This window comes from Nonomuraea sp. NPDC004186 (genome assembly GCF_053603495.1).
Genome location: NZ_JBSGFQ010000006.1, coordinates 133,945 through 152,981, shown reverse-complemented (window position 1 = coordinate 152,981; position 19,037 = coordinate 133,945). Strand labels below are relative to the sequence as shown.

The 19,037-nt window shown below is 73.1% G+C and carries 17 protein-coding genes; 7 read left to right on the top strand and 10 right to left on the bottom strand.

Going from position 1 to position 19,037, the window contains the following annotated elements; translation table 11 throughout:
* Positions 1 to 52: 52 nt before the first annotated feature.
* The 6 genes from ACWEPL_RS07120 to ACWEPL_RS07095 are packed head-to-tail and all read right to left on the bottom strand — an operon-like array spanning position 53 to position 4,679.
* Entirely contained in the window at positions 53 to 799 is a 747-nt protein-coding gene (locus ACWEPL_RS07120) for an urease accessory protein UreD (protein WP_363967452.1), read from the bottom strand.
* A complete protein-coding gene (ureG, locus tag ACWEPL_RS07115; protein ID WP_363967450.1) occupies positions 799 to 1,473 on the bottom strand; it encodes an urease accessory protein UreG in 675 nt (224 codons plus the stop codon). Before ureG ends, ACWEPL_RS07120 begins: the two co-directional genes overlap by 1 nt.
* A 16-nt stretch (positions 1,474 to 1,489) precedes the next feature.
* Positions 1,490 to 2,365 (bottom strand): urease accessory protein UreF, encoded by an 876-nt coding sequence (locus ACWEPL_RS07110; RefSeq protein ID WP_452435462.1) that lies wholly within the window; start codon positions 2,363 to 2,365, stop codon positions 1,490 to 1,492.
* A gap of 4 nt (positions 2,366 to 2,369) precedes the next feature.
* The gene (locus ACWEPL_RS07105) at positions 2,370 to 4,076 is read right to left on the bottom strand and encodes an urease subunit alpha (RefSeq protein WP_452435461.1); all 1,707 of its coding nucleotides are present in this window, start codon (positions 4,074 to 4,076) and stop codon (positions 2,370 to 2,372) included.
* Positions 4,069 to 4,380 (bottom strand): urease subunit beta, encoded by a 312-nt coding sequence (locus ACWEPL_RS07100; protein WP_350724958.1) that lies wholly within the window; start codon positions 4,378 to 4,380, stop codon positions 4,069 to 4,071. Before ACWEPL_RS07100 ends, ACWEPL_RS07105 begins: the two co-directional genes overlap by 8 nt.
* Positions 4,377 to 4,679, bottom strand: coding sequence for an urease subunit gamma (locus ACWEPL_RS07095; protein ID WP_080041930.1), 303 nt, complete (start codon positions 4,677 to 4,679; stop codon positions 4,377 to 4,379). Before ACWEPL_RS07095 ends, ACWEPL_RS07100 begins: the two co-directional genes overlap by 4 nt.
* Positions 4,680 to 4,878: 199 nt before the next feature.
* Between ACWEPL_RS07095 and urtA the strand changes: the two genes are divergently transcribed.
* Genes urtA through urtE form a run of 5 tightly spaced genes read left to right on the top strand, consistent with a single transcriptional unit; the run spans position 4,879 to position 9,348 of the window.
* Positions 4,879 to 6,084, top strand: coding sequence for an urea ABC transporter substrate-binding protein (gene urtA / locus ACWEPL_RS07090; protein ID WP_452435460.1), 1,206 nt, complete (start codon positions 4,879 to 4,881; stop codon positions 6,082 to 6,084).
* A complete protein-coding gene (urtB, locus tag ACWEPL_RS07085) occupies positions 6,084 to 6,932 on the top strand; it encodes an urea ABC transporter permease subunit UrtB (protein ID WP_319713349.1) in 849 nt (282 codons plus the stop codon). The genes urtA and urtB overlap by 1 nt, the downstream gene beginning before the upstream one ends.
* Positions 6,929 to 7,948 (top strand): urea ABC transporter permease subunit UrtC, encoded by a 1,020-nt coding sequence (gene urtC / locus ACWEPL_RS07080; RefSeq protein WP_452435459.1) that lies wholly within the window; start codon positions 6,929 to 6,931, stop codon positions 7,946 to 7,948. Before urtB ends, urtC begins: the two co-directional genes overlap by 4 nt.
* Positions 7,932 to 8,681 carry an urea ABC transporter ATP-binding protein UrtD gene (urtD, locus tag ACWEPL_RS07075; RefSeq protein ID WP_355201863.1) on the top strand — a complete coding sequence of 250 codons (750 nt, stop codon included), beginning with the start codon at positions 7,932 to 7,934 and terminating at the stop codon, positions 8,679 to 8,681. The genes urtC and urtD overlap by 17 nt, the downstream gene beginning before the upstream one ends.
* The gene (gene urtE, locus ACWEPL_RS07070) at positions 8,659 to 9,348 is read left to right on the top strand and encodes an urea ABC transporter ATP-binding subunit UrtE (protein WP_397367040.1); all 690 of its coding nucleotides are present in this window, start codon (positions 8,659 to 8,661) and stop codon (positions 9,346 to 9,348) included. Before urtD ends, urtE begins: the two co-directional genes overlap by 23 nt.
* Here urtE and ACWEPL_RS07065 read toward each other — a convergent pair.
* Positions 9,345 to 11,915 (bottom strand): BTAD domain-containing putative transcriptional regulator, encoded by a 2,571-nt coding sequence (locus ACWEPL_RS07065; RefSeq protein ID WP_452435458.1) that lies wholly within the window; start codon positions 11,913 to 11,915, stop codon positions 9,345 to 9,347. The genes urtE and ACWEPL_RS07065 overlap by 4 nt on opposite strands.
* 46 nt (positions 11,916 to 11,961) lie before the next feature.
* On the opposite strand from ACWEPL_RS07065, the gene ACWEPL_RS07060 reads away from it, so the two are divergent.
* Positions 11,962 to 15,402, top strand: coding sequence for a serine/threonine-protein kinase (locus ACWEPL_RS07060; RefSeq protein WP_452435457.1), 3,441 nt, complete (start codon positions 11,962 to 11,964; stop codon positions 15,400 to 15,402).
* Here the strand turns inward: ACWEPL_RS07060 and ACWEPL_RS07055 are convergent.
* Positions 15,399 to 16,151 carry a Mut7-C RNAse domain-containing protein gene (locus ACWEPL_RS07055; RefSeq protein WP_435054226.1) on the bottom strand — a complete coding sequence of 251 codons (753 nt, stop codon included), beginning with the start codon at positions 16,149 to 16,151 and terminating at the stop codon, positions 15,399 to 15,401. The two genes, ACWEPL_RS07060 and ACWEPL_RS07055, sit on opposite strands and share 4 nt — an antisense overlap.
* Here ACWEPL_RS07055 and ACWEPL_RS07050 point away from each other — a divergent pair.
* Positions 16,150 to 17,055 carry a TAXI family TRAP transporter solute-binding subunit gene (locus tag ACWEPL_RS07050; RefSeq protein ID WP_452435456.1) on the top strand — a complete coding sequence of 302 codons (906 nt, stop codon included), beginning with the start codon at positions 16,150 to 16,152 and terminating at the stop codon, positions 17,053 to 17,055. The two genes, ACWEPL_RS07055 and ACWEPL_RS07050, sit on opposite strands and share 2 nt — an antisense overlap.
* On the opposite strand, the gene ACWEPL_RS07045 is transcribed toward ACWEPL_RS07050, so the two are convergent.
* Entirely contained in the window at positions 17,046 to 18,374 is a 1,329-nt protein-coding gene (locus ACWEPL_RS07045; RefSeq protein ID WP_452435455.1) for an ATP-binding protein, read from the bottom strand. The two genes, ACWEPL_RS07050 and ACWEPL_RS07045, sit on opposite strands and share 10 nt — an antisense overlap.
* Positions 18,371 to 19,036 (bottom strand): response regulator transcription factor, encoded by a 666-nt coding sequence (locus ACWEPL_RS07040; protein WP_452435454.1) that lies wholly within the window; start codon positions 19,034 to 19,036, stop codon positions 18,371 to 18,373. Before ACWEPL_RS07040 ends, ACWEPL_RS07045 begins: the two co-directional genes overlap by 4 nt.
* Position 19,037: the final 1 nt, after the last annotated feature.

The following is a 19,037-nucleotide window of genomic DNA, read 5'->3' as shown; positions in this document are numbered from 1 at the left end:
GCCGGGGCTGGCGATACGGGGGTGCCGCTCTTGTCCTAACGGGTTCGCCTGGTCAGGGCTCCGGGGTGAGGGTGGTGCGTTCGCCCCATTCGAGGCGGGAGCGGAGCTGGACGGCGTCCGCGGCCAGGGCGGACACGAGCGTGCCCCGACCGGCCAGGGGCAGGACGGCGACGCCTTCGGCCACCACCGGCTCCTTGGCGGACGTCGTGAGGAACGTGGTGCCGACGCAGCGGGCAGAGCCGTAGACGGCCGGGGAGGTGTCCACGGCCGGGTCGCCGACGGTGAACTCCTGCCGGAGCACCGGGCGGCCGTCGCACGTCGCGTCGAAGCGGGCGTGGCAACGCCCCGAGACCTCGCCGTGGCGGCCGAAGACGATCTCCTCGCGCCACAGCACCTCGGCGTCCGCCGCCAGCTCGAGGCGTACCAGGAGCCGATGCTCGCACCCGGTGGCGAGCACCGTGGGCTCCGGGGTGAAGCGGAGTGTGGCGCCCGCCCCCACCCGGGCCGTGACCAGCATCTCGGACGTGCCGTCCCCCGGCAGGACCAGGGTGCTGGCGACCGAGCCCAGCTCCAGGGTGGTGCGCGGGGCGACGTCCAGGTCCAGGGAGAGCCGGTCGCCGCCGAGCGGGCCCGCCGCCGTGGAGATGAGATGCACGGTGTACGGCCCCGTCTGGCGCAGCGTCAGCGGCGGTGCCGAGGCCAGCCGGCGGATGAGGGTCCGGCCGTCCGGGGACGAGGCCGTCGCGACGGCGGCGCTCGCCCTCATCCCGCGGCGGCCGGGCCGGGCGCTGGCGGGCATCAGGAGACGGCGGCCGCGTGGGTGTGGGACCAGGCCGTCACCTGCTCGGACACCCAGGAAGCGACCGTGGCGGCGGTGGGCTCCTGCCTGATCGAGGTGAACAGCACCGGCCTGTCACCGCGTACGGCCGCCGCGTCCCGATCCATCACGCCCAGGTCGGCGCCCACCATCGGGGCCAGGTCCGTCTTGTTGACGACCAGCAGGTCCGCCGTCGTCACCCCCGGACCGCCCTTGCGCGGCACCTTGTCGCCGCCCGACACGTCCAGGACGAAGATCTGCCTGTCCGCCAGCCCCCGGCTGAACGTGGCCGTCAGGTTGTCGCCGCCGCTCTCCACGATCACCAGGTCCAGCGGGCCGAAGCGGTGCTCCAGGGTCTCCACGGCGTCGAGGTTCGCGGCGATGTCGTCGCGGATGGCGGTGTGGGGGCAGCAACCGGTCTCGACGGCGAGGATGCGCTCGGGGTCGAGCACACCCGCCCGGCGCAGGAAGTCGGCGTCCTCGGTGGTGTAGATGTCGTTCGTCACCACCCCGAGGGACAGCGACGGGCCCAGCGTCCTGCACAACGCGGCCACCAGGGCCGTCTTGCCGCTCCCTACCGGGCCGCCCACCCCGAGCCGCAGCGCCCGGCCGCGGCCGTCGGGGGCGTGGTGGTGGTCGTCGTGATTGGCACCCATGTCTGGGGATCCTTCCTTAGGAGACGAACAACCTGACCTCGGCGCGCGCGTGCTGCTCGGCCAGGAGGTCAAGGGCTGGGGACGAGTACGCAGGGAGCGCCGCCAACCAGGGGAGCGGGTCTGCCGGGTCCGGGGTCTGGCTCGTGGGGCCGGGGTGGGCGGTCGAGTCGGTGTCCGTCACGGTGGGGTGGGCGGTTGAGTCGGCGTCCGTCACGTCCTGGTGAGCGGTGGAGCGGGCGTTCGTCACGGCGAGGTGGGCTTCGGTGGCGACGGCCGTGAGGTCGGGGGTGAGGTCGGCCAGGAGCCCGTGCACGGCCACCGGGTCGAGGCCCAGGAGCCGCACCGCCGCCGTGGCGGGCCCGCTGATCGCGTGGTACGCCGCCGCCATGGCCGCCTCCCCGGCCGTGGCGCCCGCCGCGTACGCCACCGCTCCGAGGGCGATCGGGTGATGAGGGCTCGGTACGGCTCGCGCCAGCTCATCGAGCACCGGTGACGGCCACACGCGGCGGGCGACCCTGAGGAGGAGCCTGCCCTGGGTCCTGGACGCGTCCCGCTGGGCGGGGGCGGCGGTCCTGGCATCGACCTCGGCGTCGAGCAGCACCCACGGCGCCCCGGCCGCGACCTGACCGACTTCGGCGTCGGCCCCCGCCCCAGTGGTGCTGCTCGCGCTGGTGGGCGGCTGAGGTGGTGGGGTGGTGGCCTGGGTGTGGGCGGCGGCTGTGAGGGTGGCGGCGAGGGCGCCGGTGGTGTGGAGGCGGCCGCGGAGGAAACGCGCCAGTGAGGGCACGTCGGAGACCGCTCCCGACGTGATGGCCTGTTCGGTGCCGCCCGAGTGGGCGTGGCCGCCGGCCGGGAGGCGGGAGTCGGCGAGGAGGAGCAGCGCTGGGTTCATGGCATCAGAAGAGGAAGTAGCGCTGGGCCATGGGAAGGCGGGTGGCGGGGGCCGGTTCGACGAGGTCGCCGTCGATGCGGACCTCGAACGTGTCGGGCGCCACCTCGATCCGGGGCATGGCGTCGTTGAGCGGCATCCAGGACTTGCCGCGCCGTCGTACGTCCGCCACCGGAGCCAGCCGGCGGCGTACGGACAGCCGGTCCGCGAGGCCGGACTCCAGGGCCAGCGGCGCGACGAAGTGGAGCGAGGTGGCGGCGGCGGTCACCGGTGAGGCGCCGAACATGGGACGGGGCAGCACCGGCTGCGGCGTCGGGATGGAGGCGTTGGCGTCGCCCATCTGCGCCCAGGCCACCACGCCGCCCTTGAGGACGAGGTCGGGCTTGACCCCGAAGAACGCCGGGTCCCAGAGGACGAGGTCGGCGAGCTTGCCACGTTCGACGGAGCCGATCTCGCCGTCCAGCCCGTGGGCGATAGCCGGACAAATCGTATATTTCGCGATGTAGCGGCGGGCTCGCAGGTTGTCCGCGGGCCCGCCGAGCGACCCCCGGCGGCCCTTCATGACGTGCGCCGTCTGCCACGTACGGATGATCGTCTCCCCGATCCGCCCCATCGCCTGCGAGTCCGAGCCGATCATCGAGATCGCCCCCAGATCGTGCAGCACGTCCTCGGCGGCCATCGTCGCCGGCCTGATGCGCGACTCGGCGAAGGCCAGGTCCTCCGGGATCGACGGGTTGAGGTGGTGGCACACCATGAGCATGTCGAGGTGCTCGTCCAGCGTGTTGACGGTGTGCGGCCGGGTGGGGTTGGTGGAGGAGGGCAGGATGTGGGGATAGGAGGCGACGCGGATGATGTCGGGAGCGTGCCCGCCGCCGGCCCCTTCGGTGTGGTACGCGTGGATCATCCGATCCCCGATGGCCTTCAGCGTCGACTCCACGAACCCCGCCTCGTTCAGCGTGTCCGTGTGCAGCGTCACCTGCACCCCCGAGGCGTCCGCCACGCTCAGGCAGGCGTCGATGGCGGCCGGCGTCGAGCCCCAGTCCTCGTGCAGCTTGAAGCCGGAGGCCCCGGCCTCGAGCTGCTCCGTCAGGCCGTCCGTGGAGACCGTGTTGCCCTTGCCGAGCAGCGCGAAGTTCAGCGGGTACGCGTCCAGCGACTCCAGCATCCGGCCCAGGTACCAGGCGCCGGTGACGGTCGTCGCCTTGGTGCCCTCGACGGGCCCGGTGCCGCCGCCGACGATCGTGGTGACGCCGGAGGCGATCGCCTCGTCGAGGACCTGCGGGCAGATCAGGTGGACGTGCGAGTCGACGCCCCCGGCGGTGAGGATCTTGCCGTTGCCCGCGAGCACCTCCGTGGACGGCCCGATGACCAGGTCGACGCCGTCCATCGTGTCGGGGTTGCCGGCCTTGCCGATGGCGTAGATGCGGCCGTCGCGGATGCCGACGTCGGCCTTGACCACGCCCCAGTGATCGAGGATCACCGCGCCGGTGATGACCAGGTCGGCCGCGCCCTGCGCCCGGGTGGTCCGCGCCTGTCCCATGGACTCGCGGATGACCTTGCCGCCGCCGAACACCGCCTCGTCGCCCGGCCCGGCGGGCCCGATCGACAGGTCCTCGGTGACCTCGATGAACAGGTCGGTGTCGGCGAGCCGGATCTGGTCGCCGACCGTGGGGCCGTAGAGCGCCGCGTACCGGGCGCGCGAGATGTCAGCCATCGAGCGGCCCCGCCCACTCCGGCCGCAGCCCGGGCACGACCCGGTTGCCCGCCAGCGGCACGAGCGTCACGTCGCGCTCGACGCCCGGCTCGAACCTGACCGCCGTCCCCGCCGGCACGTCCAGCCGCATGCCCCACGCCGCCTTCCTGTCGAACTCCAGCCCCGGGTTGGCGGCCGCGAAGTGGTAGTGCGAGCCCACCTGCACCGGCCGGTCCGCCGTGTTCACCACCCGCAGCGTGCGGCGCTCGCGCCCGGGGTTGAGGGTGTGAGCGCCCTCGGGGTGCACGTACTCGCCCGGGATCACGGGATCGGCCTGTGTACGGTGACCAGCTTCGTGCCGTCGGGGAACGTCGCCTCGATCTGCACGCTCTCCAGCATCTCCGGCACGCCTTCCATGACGTCGGCCCGGCCGAGCACCGACCGTCCGGCCTCCATCAGGTCGGCCACGGAGCGCCCGTCCCTGGCCCCCTCCATGAGGAACGACGCGATGATGGCGGTAGCCTCGGGATGGTTCAGGCGCAGGCCTCTGGCCTGCCGCTCGCGCGCCACCCCGGCGGCGACGTGGATGAGCAGCCGTTCCTGCTCGTGTGAGGTAAGCCGCATGGCCGGACCATAGGAACCGGCGGTTTCGTGGCTGTTGCCGGGGCATGTCGTGTTGGTTTCGCACTGCGACTCAATCCCTATATTTCGGATTAAGTGCATTTGTGAACACTCGGCAAACGCGTCTTAACAACCGCGATCTACTTGGGAAATCTCGCCGAGTCACCTTTCTCCCAGTATCGGTCGGCAGGAAGGAACGGCTGTGCGCATCTCCCGTCCGATTGTCTCCGCCGCTTTGGTGTTGGCCCTCGCGGCCTGCGGATCCGGCGCCAAGCCCGCCGACTCCAAGGAGATCAAGGTGGGCCTTCTCCACTCGCTCAGCGGCACGATGGCGATCAGCGAGGTCACCGTCCGCGACGCCGAACTCCTGGCCATAGAAGAGATCAACAAGGCCGGCGGCGTGCTCGGCAAGCAGCTCGTCCCCGTGGTGGAGGACGGCGCCTCCGACTGGCCCACGTTCGCGGAGAAGGCCACCAAGCTGATCAGGCAGGACAAGGTCGCCACCGTGTTCGGCGGCTGGACCTCGGCCAGCAGGAAGGCCATGCTGCCGGTCTTCGAGCGCCACAAGGCCCTGCTCTGGTATCCGGTGCAGTACGAGGGCCTGGAGAGCTCGCCGTACATCTTCTACACGGGCGCCACCACCAACCAGCAGATCATCCCCGGCCTCGACTACCTGAAGGAGCAGGGCAAGAAGAAGCTGTTCCTGGTGGGCAGCGACTACGTCTTCCCGCGGACCGCGAACAAGATCATCAAGGCGTACGCGGCGGCGAACGGGATGGAGATCCTCGGCGAGGAGTACACGCCGCTCGGCCACACCGAATACTCCACGCTGGTCAACAAGGTCATGCAGGCCAAGCCGGACGCCGTCTTCAACACCCTGAACGGCGACAGCAACGTGGCCTTCTTCAAGCAGCTCAGGAGCGCGGGCTCGTCCGCCGACAGCATGCCGGTGCTGTCGGTGAGCATCGCCGAGGAGGAGGTCACCGGCATCGGCGTGGACAACATCGTGGGCCAGCCGGTCGCCTGGAACTACTACCAGACCACCGACACCCCGGCCAACGACGCGTTCGTCAAGGCGTACAAGGCCAAGTACGGGCAGAACAAGGTCACCTCCGACCCCATGGAAGCCGGCTACAACGCGGTCTACCTGTGGGCCGAGGCGGTCAAGAAGGCGGGCAGCACCGAGGTCGAGGCGGTCAAGAAGGCCGCGCCCGGCATCTCGCTCGAACGCCCCGAGGGCCTGGTCACCATCGACGGCGAGAACCAGCACATGTACAAGACCGCCCGCATCGGCATCGTCCAGCCCGACGGCCTGATCAAGCAGGTCTGGGACTCCGGCAAGCCGATCAAGCCGGACCCGTACCTCAAGGGCTACTCCTGGGCCTCCGGCCTGGCAGCGGGGCAGTGATGCCGGCCTTCCTCAACCAGCTCCCCATCGGCCTGTCCATCGGGGCGGTGCTGCTGCTCATCGCGCTCGGGCTGACGTTCACGTTCGGGCAGATGGGCGTGATCAACATGGCGCACGGCGAGTTCATCATGGCGGGCGCGTACACCGCGTTCCTGCTGCAGGACTTGGTGCTCGCGCTGCCGGCGGCGTTCCTGGTGGCGGGGCTCATGGGGCTGATCCTGGAGCGGGCCGCCATCAGGCACTTCTACGGCCGCCCGCTGGACACGCTGCTGCTCACCTGGGGTGTCAGCCTGGTGCTGCAGCAGCTCGCCCGCGACCTGTTCGGCGCGCCGAACGTGCAGGTGCCCGCCCCCTCCTGGCTCGCGGGCGGGGTGGGCATCCTGCCCTACAACCGGCTGTTCATCATGGGGCTCGCGATCGCCGGCGTGGTGGCGGTCTGGCTGTACCTCAATCGCACCGGGCTCGGCCGCCGGACCCAGGCCGTCGTGCAGAACCGGCAGCTCGCCGCGACCAGCGGCATCGACACCGGCCGGGTGGACATGCTGACGTTCTTCATCGGGTCCGGGCTGGCGGGCGTGGCCGGGGTGGCGCTGACGCTGATCGGGCCCGTCGGGCCGGCGCTCGGCACGTACTACATCGTGGACGCGTTCCTCGTCGTCGTGGCGGGCGGGCTCGGGCAGCTGCGCGGCGCCGTGCTGGCCGCGATCGGGCTGGGGCTGCTGAACTCCTACGCCGAGTTCTGGTCGGACGCCTCCCTGGCGAAGGTCATCGTGTTCGCCGTGATCATCGCGTTCCTGCAGGTGCGCCCGCAGGGCATGTTCGTGCTCCGGTCGAGGGTGCTCACATGATCAAGAGAAATCTGCCTTTCGCGACCGTGGCCGCGATCGCTCTGGTGGCGGCCCCGCTGCTGCTGGAGCCGTTCCGGCTGGGGCTGCTGGCGAAATACCTCTGCTACGCGATCGTCGCGCTCGGGATCGGGCTGGCCTGGGGGCAGGGCGGCATGCTCACCCTCGGCCAGGGCGTCTTCTTCGGGCTCGGCGGCTACGCCATGGCGATGTACCTCAAGCTCACCGAGGCCGGCGGCGGGCTGCCCGACTTCATGGTGTGGAGCGGGGTGGAGCGGCTGCCCGCGCTGTGGGCGCCGTTCGCCAACCCCATATTCGCCCTCGCCATGGCCGTGCTCGGACCCGTGGCGATCGCGCTGCTGCTGGGCGCGCTGGTGTTCCGGCAGCGGGTACGGGGCGCGTACTTCGCGATCCTCACCCAGGCCCTGGCCGCCGCCCTGGTCATCCTGCTCATCGGCCAGCAGGGTCTGACCGGCGGCACCAACGGCATGACGAACTTCTTCGAGCTGTTCGGCCAGGACCTGGCCGAGGACTCCACGCAGCGGACGCTCTACCTCGTGGTGGCCGTCGTCCTCGGGGTCCTCTACCTCGCCACCCGCCAGCTCGTGAACAGCCGCTACGGCCGGCTCCTCGTCGCCGTCAGGGACGGCGAGGACCGGGTGCGCTTCCTCGGCTACGACCCGGCCCTGGTCAAGACCGTCACCTTCGCCGCCTCGGCGGGCATGGCGGGGCTGGCGGGCGCGCTGTTCGTGCCGGTGGTCGGCATCATCTCGCCCGCGCTGCTCGGCGTCGTGCCCTCGCTGGAGCTGGTCGTCGCGGTGGCGGTCGGCGGGCGGCACGCGCTGGCCGGCGCGGTGCTCGGCGCGGTCGTCATGGGCTACGCCAAGACGGCGTTCAGCGAGCAGTTCGCCGACGGCTGGCTCTACCTGCAGGGCGCGCTGTTCATCCTGGTCATGACGCTCGCCCCGAAGGGGATCGTGGGCCTGGTGGGGAGGTGGCGGCGTGCTCGAACTGCGTGACGTCCAGGTCGTCTTCGACGGCTTCCGGGCGCTCGACGGCGTGGACCTGACCGTGCCCGAGGGCGAGCTGCGCTTCCTGATCGGGCCCAACGGCGCGGGCAAGACCACGCTGATCGACGTGATCACCGGGCTCACCAGGCCGGCGGCGGGTAGCGTGCGGTTCGGCGAGCACGACCTGGTCGGCAGGAAGGAGCACCAGATCGTCCGCCTGGGTGTCGGCCGCACGTTCCAGACGTCGGTCGTGTTCGAGGAGCTGACCGTGGTCGAGAACCTCGACCTCGCGGCCAGCTTCCGCAAGCCGCTCTGGTCGCTGGCCAGGCGGCGCAAGGGCGTGTCGGAGGCCGTCGAGGAGGCGCTGGCCAGGACCGGACTCGAAGATCTCGCCGAACGTTCGGCCGGTGTTCTCTCGCACGGCCAGCGCCAGTGGCTGGAGATCGGCATGCTGCTGGCGCAGCGCCCCCGGCTACTGCTCCTGGACGAGCCGGTGGCGGGCATGTCCAGCGACGAACGGGAGCGCACGGGGGAGCTGCTCACCCAGATCGCCGCCGACCACACGGTGATCGTGGTGGAGCACGACATGGAGTTCCTTCGGCGGCACGCCTCGACGGTGACCGTGCTGCACGAGGGCAGGGTGCTCGTGGAGGGGTCGGTCGACGAGGTCAGCGCCGACCCCCGCGTCCAGGAGGTCTACCTGGGGAGGAGGGCCAGCGATGCTGTCGGTGACCGGCCTTGAGTCGGGGTACGGGAGGGCACGCGTACTGTTCGGGGTCTCTCTGGAGGTCGGGCCGGGACAGCTCGTGTGCGTCATGGGACGCAACGGCGTCGGCAAGACCACGCTGCTCAACACCGTCATGGGCGTGATCCCGGCGACAGCCGGGACGGTCACGTTCGACGGCCGCGACATCACCCGGCTGAAACCGCACGAGCGGGTCAGGCTCGGCATGGGGTACGTCCCCCAGGGCCACCAGTGCTTCCCCCAGCTCTCGGTCCTGGGCAACCTGCTGGTCACCATGGAGGCCGCCAAGGTGACCAGGGAGGCCATCGACGAGGCCCTGGACGTGTTCCCCGCGCTCAAGCCGCTGCTCAAACGGAGCGCCGGCCACCTGTCGGGGGGCCAGCAGCAGCAGCTCGCCATGGCCCGGGCCCTGGTCACCAGGCCCAGGATGCTCATACTCGACGAGCCGACCGAGGGCATCCAGCCGTCGATCATCCTGGAGATCGAGGCGGCGATCGAGCGGCTGCACGCCGCAGGGCTGGCCGTGCTGCTGGTGGAGCAGTACCTGGACATCGCGCTGCGGCTGGCCGACACGTTCGTCATCCTCGACGGCGGGCACGTCGTGCGCACCGGGGCCGCCGAGGAGCTGCACCGGGAGGACGTCCGCCGCCTGCTCGCGGTCTAACCCTGGGCCAGCAGGGCGCGGGCGTTGGCGGCGCCCTGGCGGTCGCCGGTCCGCTCGAACACCTCCAGCGCCGCCCCGGCCAGCTCCCGCGCCCGCCCCGCCGCGCCCTCGGCCCGGTTCACCCTGGCCAGGGCCAGCAGGGCGTGCGCGTCCAGCAGCCGGTCGCCGAGGCGTACGGCGATGCTCCTCGCCTGCTCGGCGGCGGCCCTGGCGTCCGTTTTGGCGGCCTGCGCCAGGTGCGTCGCGGACAGGTCGAGCAGCGTGTCGGCCTGCCGGTGCCGGTCGCCCAGCTCCTCCAGGTGCTTGACGGCGGCCCGCAGGCGTTCGGCGGCCTCGTCGAGCCGCCCCGCGCGGCGCAGCACGGCCCCGAGCACGCGCTCGGCGTCGGCGGCGTCCCGCTGGTTGTCCGCGCCCTCCAGGCAGGTGCGCAGGGCCCGCTCGGCGTCCTCCAGCCGCCCCTGCTCCAGGTGGACGCGGCCGAGCCGGCGCCTGGTGTGGTTCACCTCGCGGGTCCGGCCCTGCCGCAGGAACATGCCCAGCGCCAGCCGCAGCCGGCCGTGCGCGAGCTCCCACTCCCGCTCGGCCAGGTGCAGGTCGCCCTGGTCCAGCAGGACCAGCGCCTCGCCCCGGTCGTCGCCCGAGCGCCGCGCCGCCTCCAGCGCCCGCGCGGCCACCGCCCGCCAGTCGTCCAGGAACCGGTGGCGCTCCAGGTAGGGAGCCAGCAGGTGCGCCAGCCGCCAGCACCCCTCGTCGAGCCCCGCCGCGTGCAGGTCGGCGACCAGGCTCACCAGGAACGCCCGCTCGGCCGCCAGCCACTCGACCGACTCCCTGATGTCCCTGGTGGCCACGGCCGTGGCCGGATCGCCCGACACCAGCGAGAACCGCGAGGCCCGCACCCTGGCCAGCACCACCTCCGACAGCCGCCCCAGCACGCCCGGCACGGGCTGCTCGCGGGCGAAGAGCCTGGTCAGGTCGTGCAGCCGGTAGCGGACCTGGCCCGCCACGTCCACGCCGTGCGTCTCCAGCAGGCCCGCGTCCACCAGCGCCTCGGCCTGCCCGCCGAGCTGCTCGGTCACCCAGTCGGCGAAGTCGGGGGCCGACAGCGCGCCGAGCCCCCGCAGCGTCAGCCGGGCGGACTCGGGCAGCCCGTCGAAGCCGATCGCGAACACACTGCGCACCGCCTGGTCACCCGCGTGCAGCCGGTCGAGCCGCTCGTGCTCGTCCTCCAGCAGGCCCACCAGGTAGTCGACGGTCCACTCCGGCCGGGCCGCCAGCCGGGAGCCGGCGATGCGCAGCGCGATCGGCAGGCCGCCGCAGAAGCGGGCCAGCCGGGTCATGGCGTCGTCGGCCGGCCGGCCCGAGCCGCTCACCAGCAGGTCGATGGCCTCGCCGGCGCCGAGCACGCCCACCGACAGCCGCCGCGCGCCCGTCAGGCCGCCGAGCGAGGACCGGCTGGTCACGATCGTCGGGCACGAGGTCAGCAGCGGCCGCACCTGCGCCTCACCCGAGGCGTTGTCGAGCAGCACCAGCAGCCTGCGGTTGGCCGTGTAGGTGCGGAAGAGCCTTTCCCGCTGCTCCGGCGACGCCGGGATCGCCTGGGCCGGGCAGCCCAGCCAGCGCAGGAAGTCCTCCAGCACGGCCGACGGGGTGGTCGTCTCGCGCAGGTCGGCGTACAGGATGCCGTCGGGGAAGCTCTCCCGCTCCCGCCAGGCCGCGTGCACGGCCAGCGCCGACTTGCCCGCCCCCGCCTGCCCGTGCACCACGACGTGGCCGCCCACCACCTCGTCGAGCAGCTCGCCCCGGCCGGTGAAGCCGGTCACGTCGGGCGGCAGCAGCACCGGCGGGCCGGCCGAGACGTGCAGCGACACGTCGTCGTGCAGCATGCGGTGGTAGAGCAGCTGCAGCTCGGAGTCGGGCTCGATCGCGAGCCCGCCGTCGAGCTGGTCACGCAGCACCGCGTACGCGGCCAGCGCGTCCACCCGGCGGCCGCTGCGGTAGAGGGCCAGCATGTACTGGCCGCGGAAGCGCTGCCACATCGGATGCTGCCTGGTCAGCCGGCGCAGCTCGGCGAGCAGCTCGCGGTGCCTGCCGGCGTCCAGGTCGGCCTGCACCCGGCGCTCCAGCGCCAGTAATCGCAGCTCCTCCAGCTCCTCGCGCAGCCGCCGCGTCTCGACCCACCGCTCGCCCTCGGGGTCGACGTCCTCCAGGACCTCGCCCCGCCACAGGCTCAGCGCCTCCTCGTAGGCCCCCTTGTCCACCAGCAGCCGGAACCGGTCGACATCGAGCTGCCCGTCGCCCAGCGCCAGCACGTACGAGCCCGCCACGGTCGTGATCACGTCTTTCCCGACGAGCTGGCGGAGCTGGCCGACGTAGCCGCGCACCAGCGAGTCGGAGCGGTCGCCGTCCTCGCGCGGCCACAGCAGCCTGCGCAGCCGCTCGACCTTGAGCGGGCGCCCGGCGTTCAGCAGGAACATCGCCAGCAGATCGCGGTGCTTCGGCACGGTGGGGGTGCGGTCCTGGCCGTCGCCGTCGAGCACTTCGAGCGGCCCCATGATGCGAAATTCCACGCGACCTTCCTTGGAGGAGGAGACGTCGATCAGAATGGCACAACTGATGGCTGCTCTCACTCCCACCGACCCCCACCGGCTGGGCCGCTACTGGCTGGCCGGGCGGCTCGGCGCCGGCGGCCAGGGTGTGGTGTACGAGGCGTACGGGCCGGACGGCGAGCGGGTCGCGGTCAAGGTGCCCAGGTTCGACAGCGCCGACGCCAGGGCCAGGCTGGCCAAGGAGGCGGCGGCGGCCCGGCGGGTGGCCTCGTTCTGCACGGCCAGGGTGATCGAGGCGCAGGTGGACGTGCCCGCCCCGTACATCGTGAGCGAGTTCGTCCCCGGGCCCAGCCTGCGGCAGGTGGTCGCGGAGTCGGGGCCGTACGAGGGCGACCGGCTGCGCCGGCTGGCCGTCGGGGTGGCGACCGCGCTGACGGCCATTCACCAGGCCGGGATCGTGCACCGGGACCTGAAGCCGGACAACATCATCCTCGGCCCCGACGGGCCACGCGTGATCGACTTCGGGGTGGCCCGCGAGGTCGGGCCGACCACCTCCGGTCCCATCATGGGGACGCCGCAGTACATGTCGCCCGAGGTGTTCCAGGGGCGCGCGGCGACGGCGGCGGCGGACCTGTGGGCGTGGGGGATGGTGGTGCTGTTCGCGGCCCGGGGGAGTGACGCCGTGGAGGCGGGCGATCCGGTGGCGGTCGTCACGCGGGTGCTGAGCTTCAGTCCGGACGCGGGCGGGCTGCCCGAACCGCTCGGGTCGCTCGTCTCGGCGGCCCTCTCCCAGGCGCCCGCCGACCGGCCGCCGGCGAAGACGGTGCTCCTGCGGCTGCTGGGCGAGCCGGACGGGGACGCGCTGGCCGCGGGCGGAGCGCTGGCGGGGGAGCTCAGGAGCGCCGTCGCGGAGCCCGATCTCGGGGCCGTCGCCGAGGAGCTCTACGCCGAGCTGACCGAGGCCGAGCGGGCGAGCGTTCCCGAGGTCCTGCTGCGGATGATCGACGGCGACGAGCTGCGGCCGGTCGGCCGCGACGAGCTCCCGGACACCGGGGCCGTGGACGCCCTGCTCGGCGTCTTCGCCGCCGCGGGCCTCCTCACCCGGAGCGGCACCACGTTCGAGCTGGCCCGGCCGGGGCTCATCCAGGCCTGGCCCCGGCTGCGCGACTGGGTGGCCGCCAACCGCGAGGGCCTGCCCGTGCACCGCCGCCTCGCCGACGCGGCCGCCCAGTGGGACGGCCACGGCAGGAAGCCCGCCGACCTGCTGCACGGCTCCAACCTCGACAGGGCGCTGCGGTGGGCGGCCTCCGAGCGCAGGGATCTCACGCTGGCCAGGCGGGAGAGCGAGTTCCTCGACGCGGGGGCCAGGCAGACCAGGCGGCAGTCCAGGAGGCGGGGCCTGCTGGCGGCGGCCCTGGCCGTGCTGCTGGCGGTCGCGCTCGGCGGGCTCGGGCTGGCCGAATATCTGCGCAGGCAGACCGTGCGCCAGCGCGACGACGCCCTGGCCAGGGAGCTCGCCCTGCGGGCCGCCGATCTGCGGCAGTCTGAGCCGCCGCTGGCGCGGCTGCTCACCGTGGCGGCCTGGCGGCTGAGCCCGTCGCTGCCGGAGACGCGCGGGGCGCTCTACGACTCGCTCTCCCAGCCCGTGACCGACGTCTTCACCGATCCGTACCGCGGCTCCGGCTCCGTGTACGGGCTGGGCCAGGACGGGCGCGCGCTCGTCGCCGTACAGGCCGGTCTGGCCAGGATCTGGGACGTGCCGGCGCACCGGCTGCTCCGGGAGATCGCCGGGGTGGGCACCGGCGTGCGCAAGGCGGCGATCGACCCCGGCGGGCGCACCCTCGCCCTCCAGGACGACCAAGGGGTACGGCTCTGGGACGCCGCCACCGGCCGTCCGCTCGGCGACCGGTTCGGGGTGCCCGCGGGCGAGCTGGGCGAGCTGGAGTTCGACGCGACGGGACGGCTGCTGTCCGTGCCCGTGGGACCGGCCGCCGTCGAGCGCTGGTGGGACATCGGCACCCGCAGGCCCCTCACCACCCCCGGAGGAGCAGGGCTGGACACGGTGAGCCCGGACGGCCGCCTCGGCGTCGTCGCCAGCAGCGTCACCGGCCGCGCCCAGCTCTGGGACCTGCGCGCCGGCAGGCGCCTGGCCGCCCCGCGGCTGCCGCTCCGGTCCGATCTCCTGGAGGCGGAGTTCAGCGCGGACAGCCGGGTCCTGGCGGTCACCGCGAACCGGGCGCCCGGCGAGTCCGCCATCACGATCTACGGCCTCCCCGGGGGCGAGGTGCGGCTGACCGACGTGTCGGGGGACGCGGTCGAGTTCGCGTTCGGCGACCGGTTCGTCGCCACCTGGGCGTGGGGCAAGGAGCTGATGATCCGCCGGTGGCCCGGCGGGGACGTCGTGCTGCGGCGGCAGTCGCCCGCCCCCATCCTCGACCTGCGCTTCGACGGCGACCGGCAGGCGCTGCGGCTGCTGAGTGACGGCGGGGCCGTCTTCACGATGGACGTCTCCATGCTGTTCGACCGGTCGATCGGCGGCGGCGACGACCAGGACCAGGTCCTGCTCGACCCGTCGTCCCGGATCCTGGCGGCCAAGGAGCACGACGCCCTCACCCTGTGGGACACGGCGACGGGACGCCCGCTGGCGGCCCCGATCAGGTGGCGGGGCACGGGCGCGGCCATGGCGTTCAGCCGCGACGGCCGCCGCCTGGCCTTCGTCGAGAACGACACCGTGCACGTCATCCAGGTGCCCACGGGGGCCGCGGCCCAGGAGTTCCGGATCGCGACCAAGGGTGCGAACGGGGTCGACGCGGTCGTCTTCAGCCCGGACGGCCGCACGCTCGCGCTCTCACCCTGGGGCACCGGCGGCGGCCTGCCCGTGGAGCTGCACGACCTCGAACGCGGGACCTCCAGGACCGCGACGGTCCCGGGAGCGGGGCAGTTGGCCTTCCGCCCGGACGGGCGCCTGCTGCTCGCGGGCACGACACCGAGGCTCATCGACCCCCGGACGGCCGCCGGACGGCCGCCCGCCCCCGGCGCCGGGCAGCTCGAGGGCACCTTCGCCGTCAGCCCCGACGGCAGGCGGGTGGCGTTCTCCGGCCCCGACCGGATCACCGTCTGGGACGGGGACGTCACCACCCGGCTGGCGAGCTTCCCCGCCGTGCCGGACAGCGACGTCGCGCAGCTCGCCTGGTCGCCCGACGGGCGCACGCTGGCCGCGTACGAGAGGGGCGACCGCGTCCGCCTGTGGGACGTGCCGCACAACCACCCGCTGGGCATGATCTTCGACGGTCTCCAGTCGTTCCAGGCGGCCGGGAGCGGCCGGCTGGTGTTCTCACCGGACGGCAGGAGGGTCTACAGCGTCACGCCGGACGGCACTCTGCGCACTCACGAACTCGACGGGGACCGGGTGGCCGGCGCCGTCTGCCGGCGTGCCGGACGTGCCCTCACCGCCCAGGAGTGGGCCCGCCACCTGCCCGGCGTCGAGCCCTTCACCCTCTGCCGCTAGGCGGTCCAGGCGCGGGCCGACCTGATGATCTCCTCCAGGTGGTCGCTGTGCGCGCCGCGCCAGTAGACCTGGCCGCACTCGCCGCACCGCCCGTACGCGTCGTAGTTGCGCTCCGTGCCCGCCTCCAGCAGCGGCGCGATCTCCTGCTTGGCGACCGGCCGCAGCTCGCCGTTGCACGCCGTGCACCGCGTCCACGGGCGCAGCGGCGGGGTGAAGCGTTCGAGCAGGTCGCGGAGCTGGTCGGCGGGGCGGGAGCCGCGTACGTACGCGCCCAGCCACAGCGCGCGGCGGCGCAGCAGGCCGCGGTCCTGCGTGAGCAGCACCCGGTGCTCCTCGTTGGCCTGCACCACCAGCGAGGGGTCGTCCATGTCGTTGTGGTAGGCCGTGTCGATGCCGAGCAGCCGCAGCCGCCGAGCCAGCGTGCCCAGGTGCACGTCCAGCAGGAACCGCGGCTCCTCCGGCAGCGGCTGCGGGCGCGGCACCGGCTGGACCTCCACCACGTCACCGGCCACGAGCTGGTACGACGGCGGCACCCCGCGGCCGTCGGCGACCATCGGCCCCACCTCGGTCAGCGGGATGCCGAGCGACTCGACGTGGTGACCCAGCGTCGAGGTGCCGTCCGGCGTCACCCGCTGCCACTCCTGGCGCCGGCTCACCGGCAGGAACATCGTCAGCTCTGAGGCGATGAGTAGGCGTGCGTCCCGTTCGCTCACATGTCCATTCTGGTGGACCGGATAACGTAATTTCATGCCGATATCTCGCCGCGCCTTCCTGGGGCTCGCCGCGCTGGCGAGCGGGTGCTCGGCCGCCGACGGCAGGCGGGCCGAGTTGCGGCTGGCGACGGGTGTGACGGGCGGGATCTACGAGCAACTCGGCGACGGGCTCGCGCGGGAGCTGCGGCAGGACGGGCTCACGGTGCGGGTGATGAAGACTGCGGCCAGTGTGCAGAACCTGACGATGATGACCGACGGGCGGGCCGACGTGGCGTTCGCGCTGGCCGACAGCGCCGACGACGCCGTCAGGGTGCGCCACCAGCCGGTCTCCGCGCTGGCCAGGGTGTACATGAACTACGTCCACCTGGTGGTGCGGCGGGGCTCCGGCATCGCGGCGGTCAAGGACCTGGCGGGTCGGGCGGTCTCCATCGGGCTGGAGGGCTCGGGCACCGCGGTGACCGCCACCCGCGTGCTGGCCGTGGCCGACCTGGCCGAGCCCGCCGAGGTCAGCAGGCTGGGCCTGGACGAGTCGGTCCAGGCGTTGCGCGACGGCGGGATCGAGGCGTTCTTCTGGTCGGGCGGGGTGCCCACGCCGGTCCTGGCCGCGCTGAAGGACATCGAGCTCGTGCCGCTGGAGCCGCTGGTGACGGTCCTGCGCCGCCGGTTCGGCCCGCTCTACGAGCACGGGCTGGTGCCCGCCGGCGTGTACGGCGTCGGCCGGCCGGTGCCGACCATCGGCACCCCCAGCTACCTGATGTGCCGGGCCACGCTCCCGGACGATCTGGCGTACTCGATCACCGAGACCCTCTTCGGCGCCCGCGACCGCCTCCAGGCCCCGTCGGCGCCCGGCGGGCGGCTCGACATGCGCTACGCCATCGGCACCGGCGTCGTCCCGCTCCACCCGGGCGCCGCCCGCTACTACCGCTACGCCTACGGCTGAGCCCTCAGGCGCAGCTCCACGACCAGACCCTGCGGTACGGCGGGCAGCAGCGCCAGCGTGGCCCCGCATGCCCTGGCCAGCTCGGCGGCGATGGCCAGGCCCAGGCCGCTGCCCACCACGTTCGCGTGGGCCCCGGACCGCCAGAACCGTCCCAGCGCCTCCGCCCGCTCCTCCTCGCCGAGCCCGGGCCCGTCGTCCGCGATCCGCAGCACCCCGTCCTCCAGGGTGACCGTGACGGTGCCGCCCTCGGGCACGAACTTCTGGGCGTTGTCGAGCGCGATGTCCGCGACCCTGGCCGCCGCCTCGGGAACCACCGCCATTTCCGAAATTTCGGTTATGAGGTGGATGCCCTTGGCCGCGTACACCTCCCGCCACGTCCCCAGCCGGGGCGCCAGCGGGATCTCCTTGCCCTCGACGCCCGCGCCCGCCTCCACCTTCGCCAGCGCCAGCAGGTCCTCCACCAGCAGCGCCAGCCGGTCCAGCTCCGCCATCGCCTCCTCGAACTCGGCCGTGCCCTCACCCCGCAGATGCGGCTCCAGGTTCTCCAGCCGCAACCCGAGCACCGTGAGCGGGGTGCGCAGCTCGTGGGAGGCGTCCGCCACGAACGCCCGCTGCCGCTCCATCGCGTTGGAGACCGCGTCGGCCATGGCGTTGAAGCGCTCCTCCAGCCGCCGCAGCTCGGAGGGCCCGGCGCCGGGATGCGCCCGCGCGTCGAGCCTGCCCTGCGCGATGGCCTGCGTGGTCCGGTCGAGCTCGGTGACGGGCCGCAGGATCCAGCGGGCCAGCCGCCTGGCCACCAGCGCCGAGTAGCCCAGCGCCACCAGCGCGCCGACCAGCAGCGCGCCCCACACCAGCGACACGTCCTGCCTGGCCCGGTCGGTGGGGGCCTCCAGCAGCACCACGCCGGACAGCTGCGCGTCCCGGCCCGCGGGCTCGGCCAGCAGCACCGTGGCCGGTCCGAACGGGCTGATCGTGGGCAGTTCCTCCGTCGTGCGGCCGGACAGCGCCAGCCGGGTGGCCTCCCGGTCGTCGGCGTCGAAGCGGCCCGCGGTGGCCAGGACGGAGCCGTCGCGGTCGCGTACGCGTACCGCCGCCCCGTAGAGCTCGGCGTAGCGGTCGATCTCGGCGATCAGCCCCGAGCGGTCGTCCTCCCTGGCCGCCTGGTCGGCCAGCTCCGCGAAGCGGGTGGCGTCGGCGCGGCGGTCGAGGAGCAGGCGGTTCGTGCGGTGGGAGGCGTAGGCGAGGCCCAGCGGCACGGCCAGCGCCGCGATCAGGAAGACGATCAGCGTGGTGAACGTGACCACCAGGCGGGAGTTCACGCCGTCGAGCCCAGCCGGTAGCCGGTGCCGCGCAGCGTCTCCACCAGCCCCGGACGGCCGGTCTTGGAACGCAGGTTGGCCACGTGCACGTCGAGCGAGCGGGACGCCGACAGCAGCGGATCGCCCCAGACCTCGTCGAGGATCTCCTCCCGGCCGCGCACCACGCCCGGCTCGCGCGCCAGCATCGCCAGCACGTCGAACTCCCGCCGCGTCAGCGTCACCGGGTCGCCGGCCACCGTGACCTGCCTGGAATCCAGGTCGATGCGGACGTCCCCGACCCTCACCACGTCGTCGCGGGCCGGCATCGGCCTGGTGCCGCGCCGCACCACCGCCTCCATGCGGGCCATCAGCTCCACCGTGCGGAACGGCTTGACCAGGTAGTCGTCGGCCCCGGACCGCAGCCCGCGCAGCACCTCGCGCTCCTCCGTGCGGGCCGTGACCACGATGAGCGGCACCGCCGACACCCGGCGCAGGCGGCGCAGCACGTCGAGGCCGTCCATGTCGGGCAGGCCCAGGTCGAGCAGGACGAAGTCGACGCCCCCCGCCAGGCGGAGGGCGTCGACGGCCAGCCCGGCACGGGTGACCTGATGGCCGTGCCGGGCGAGGGCCGTGGTGAGCGCGGACGCGAGCCGATCGTCGTCCTCGACCAGGAGAACTCGCATA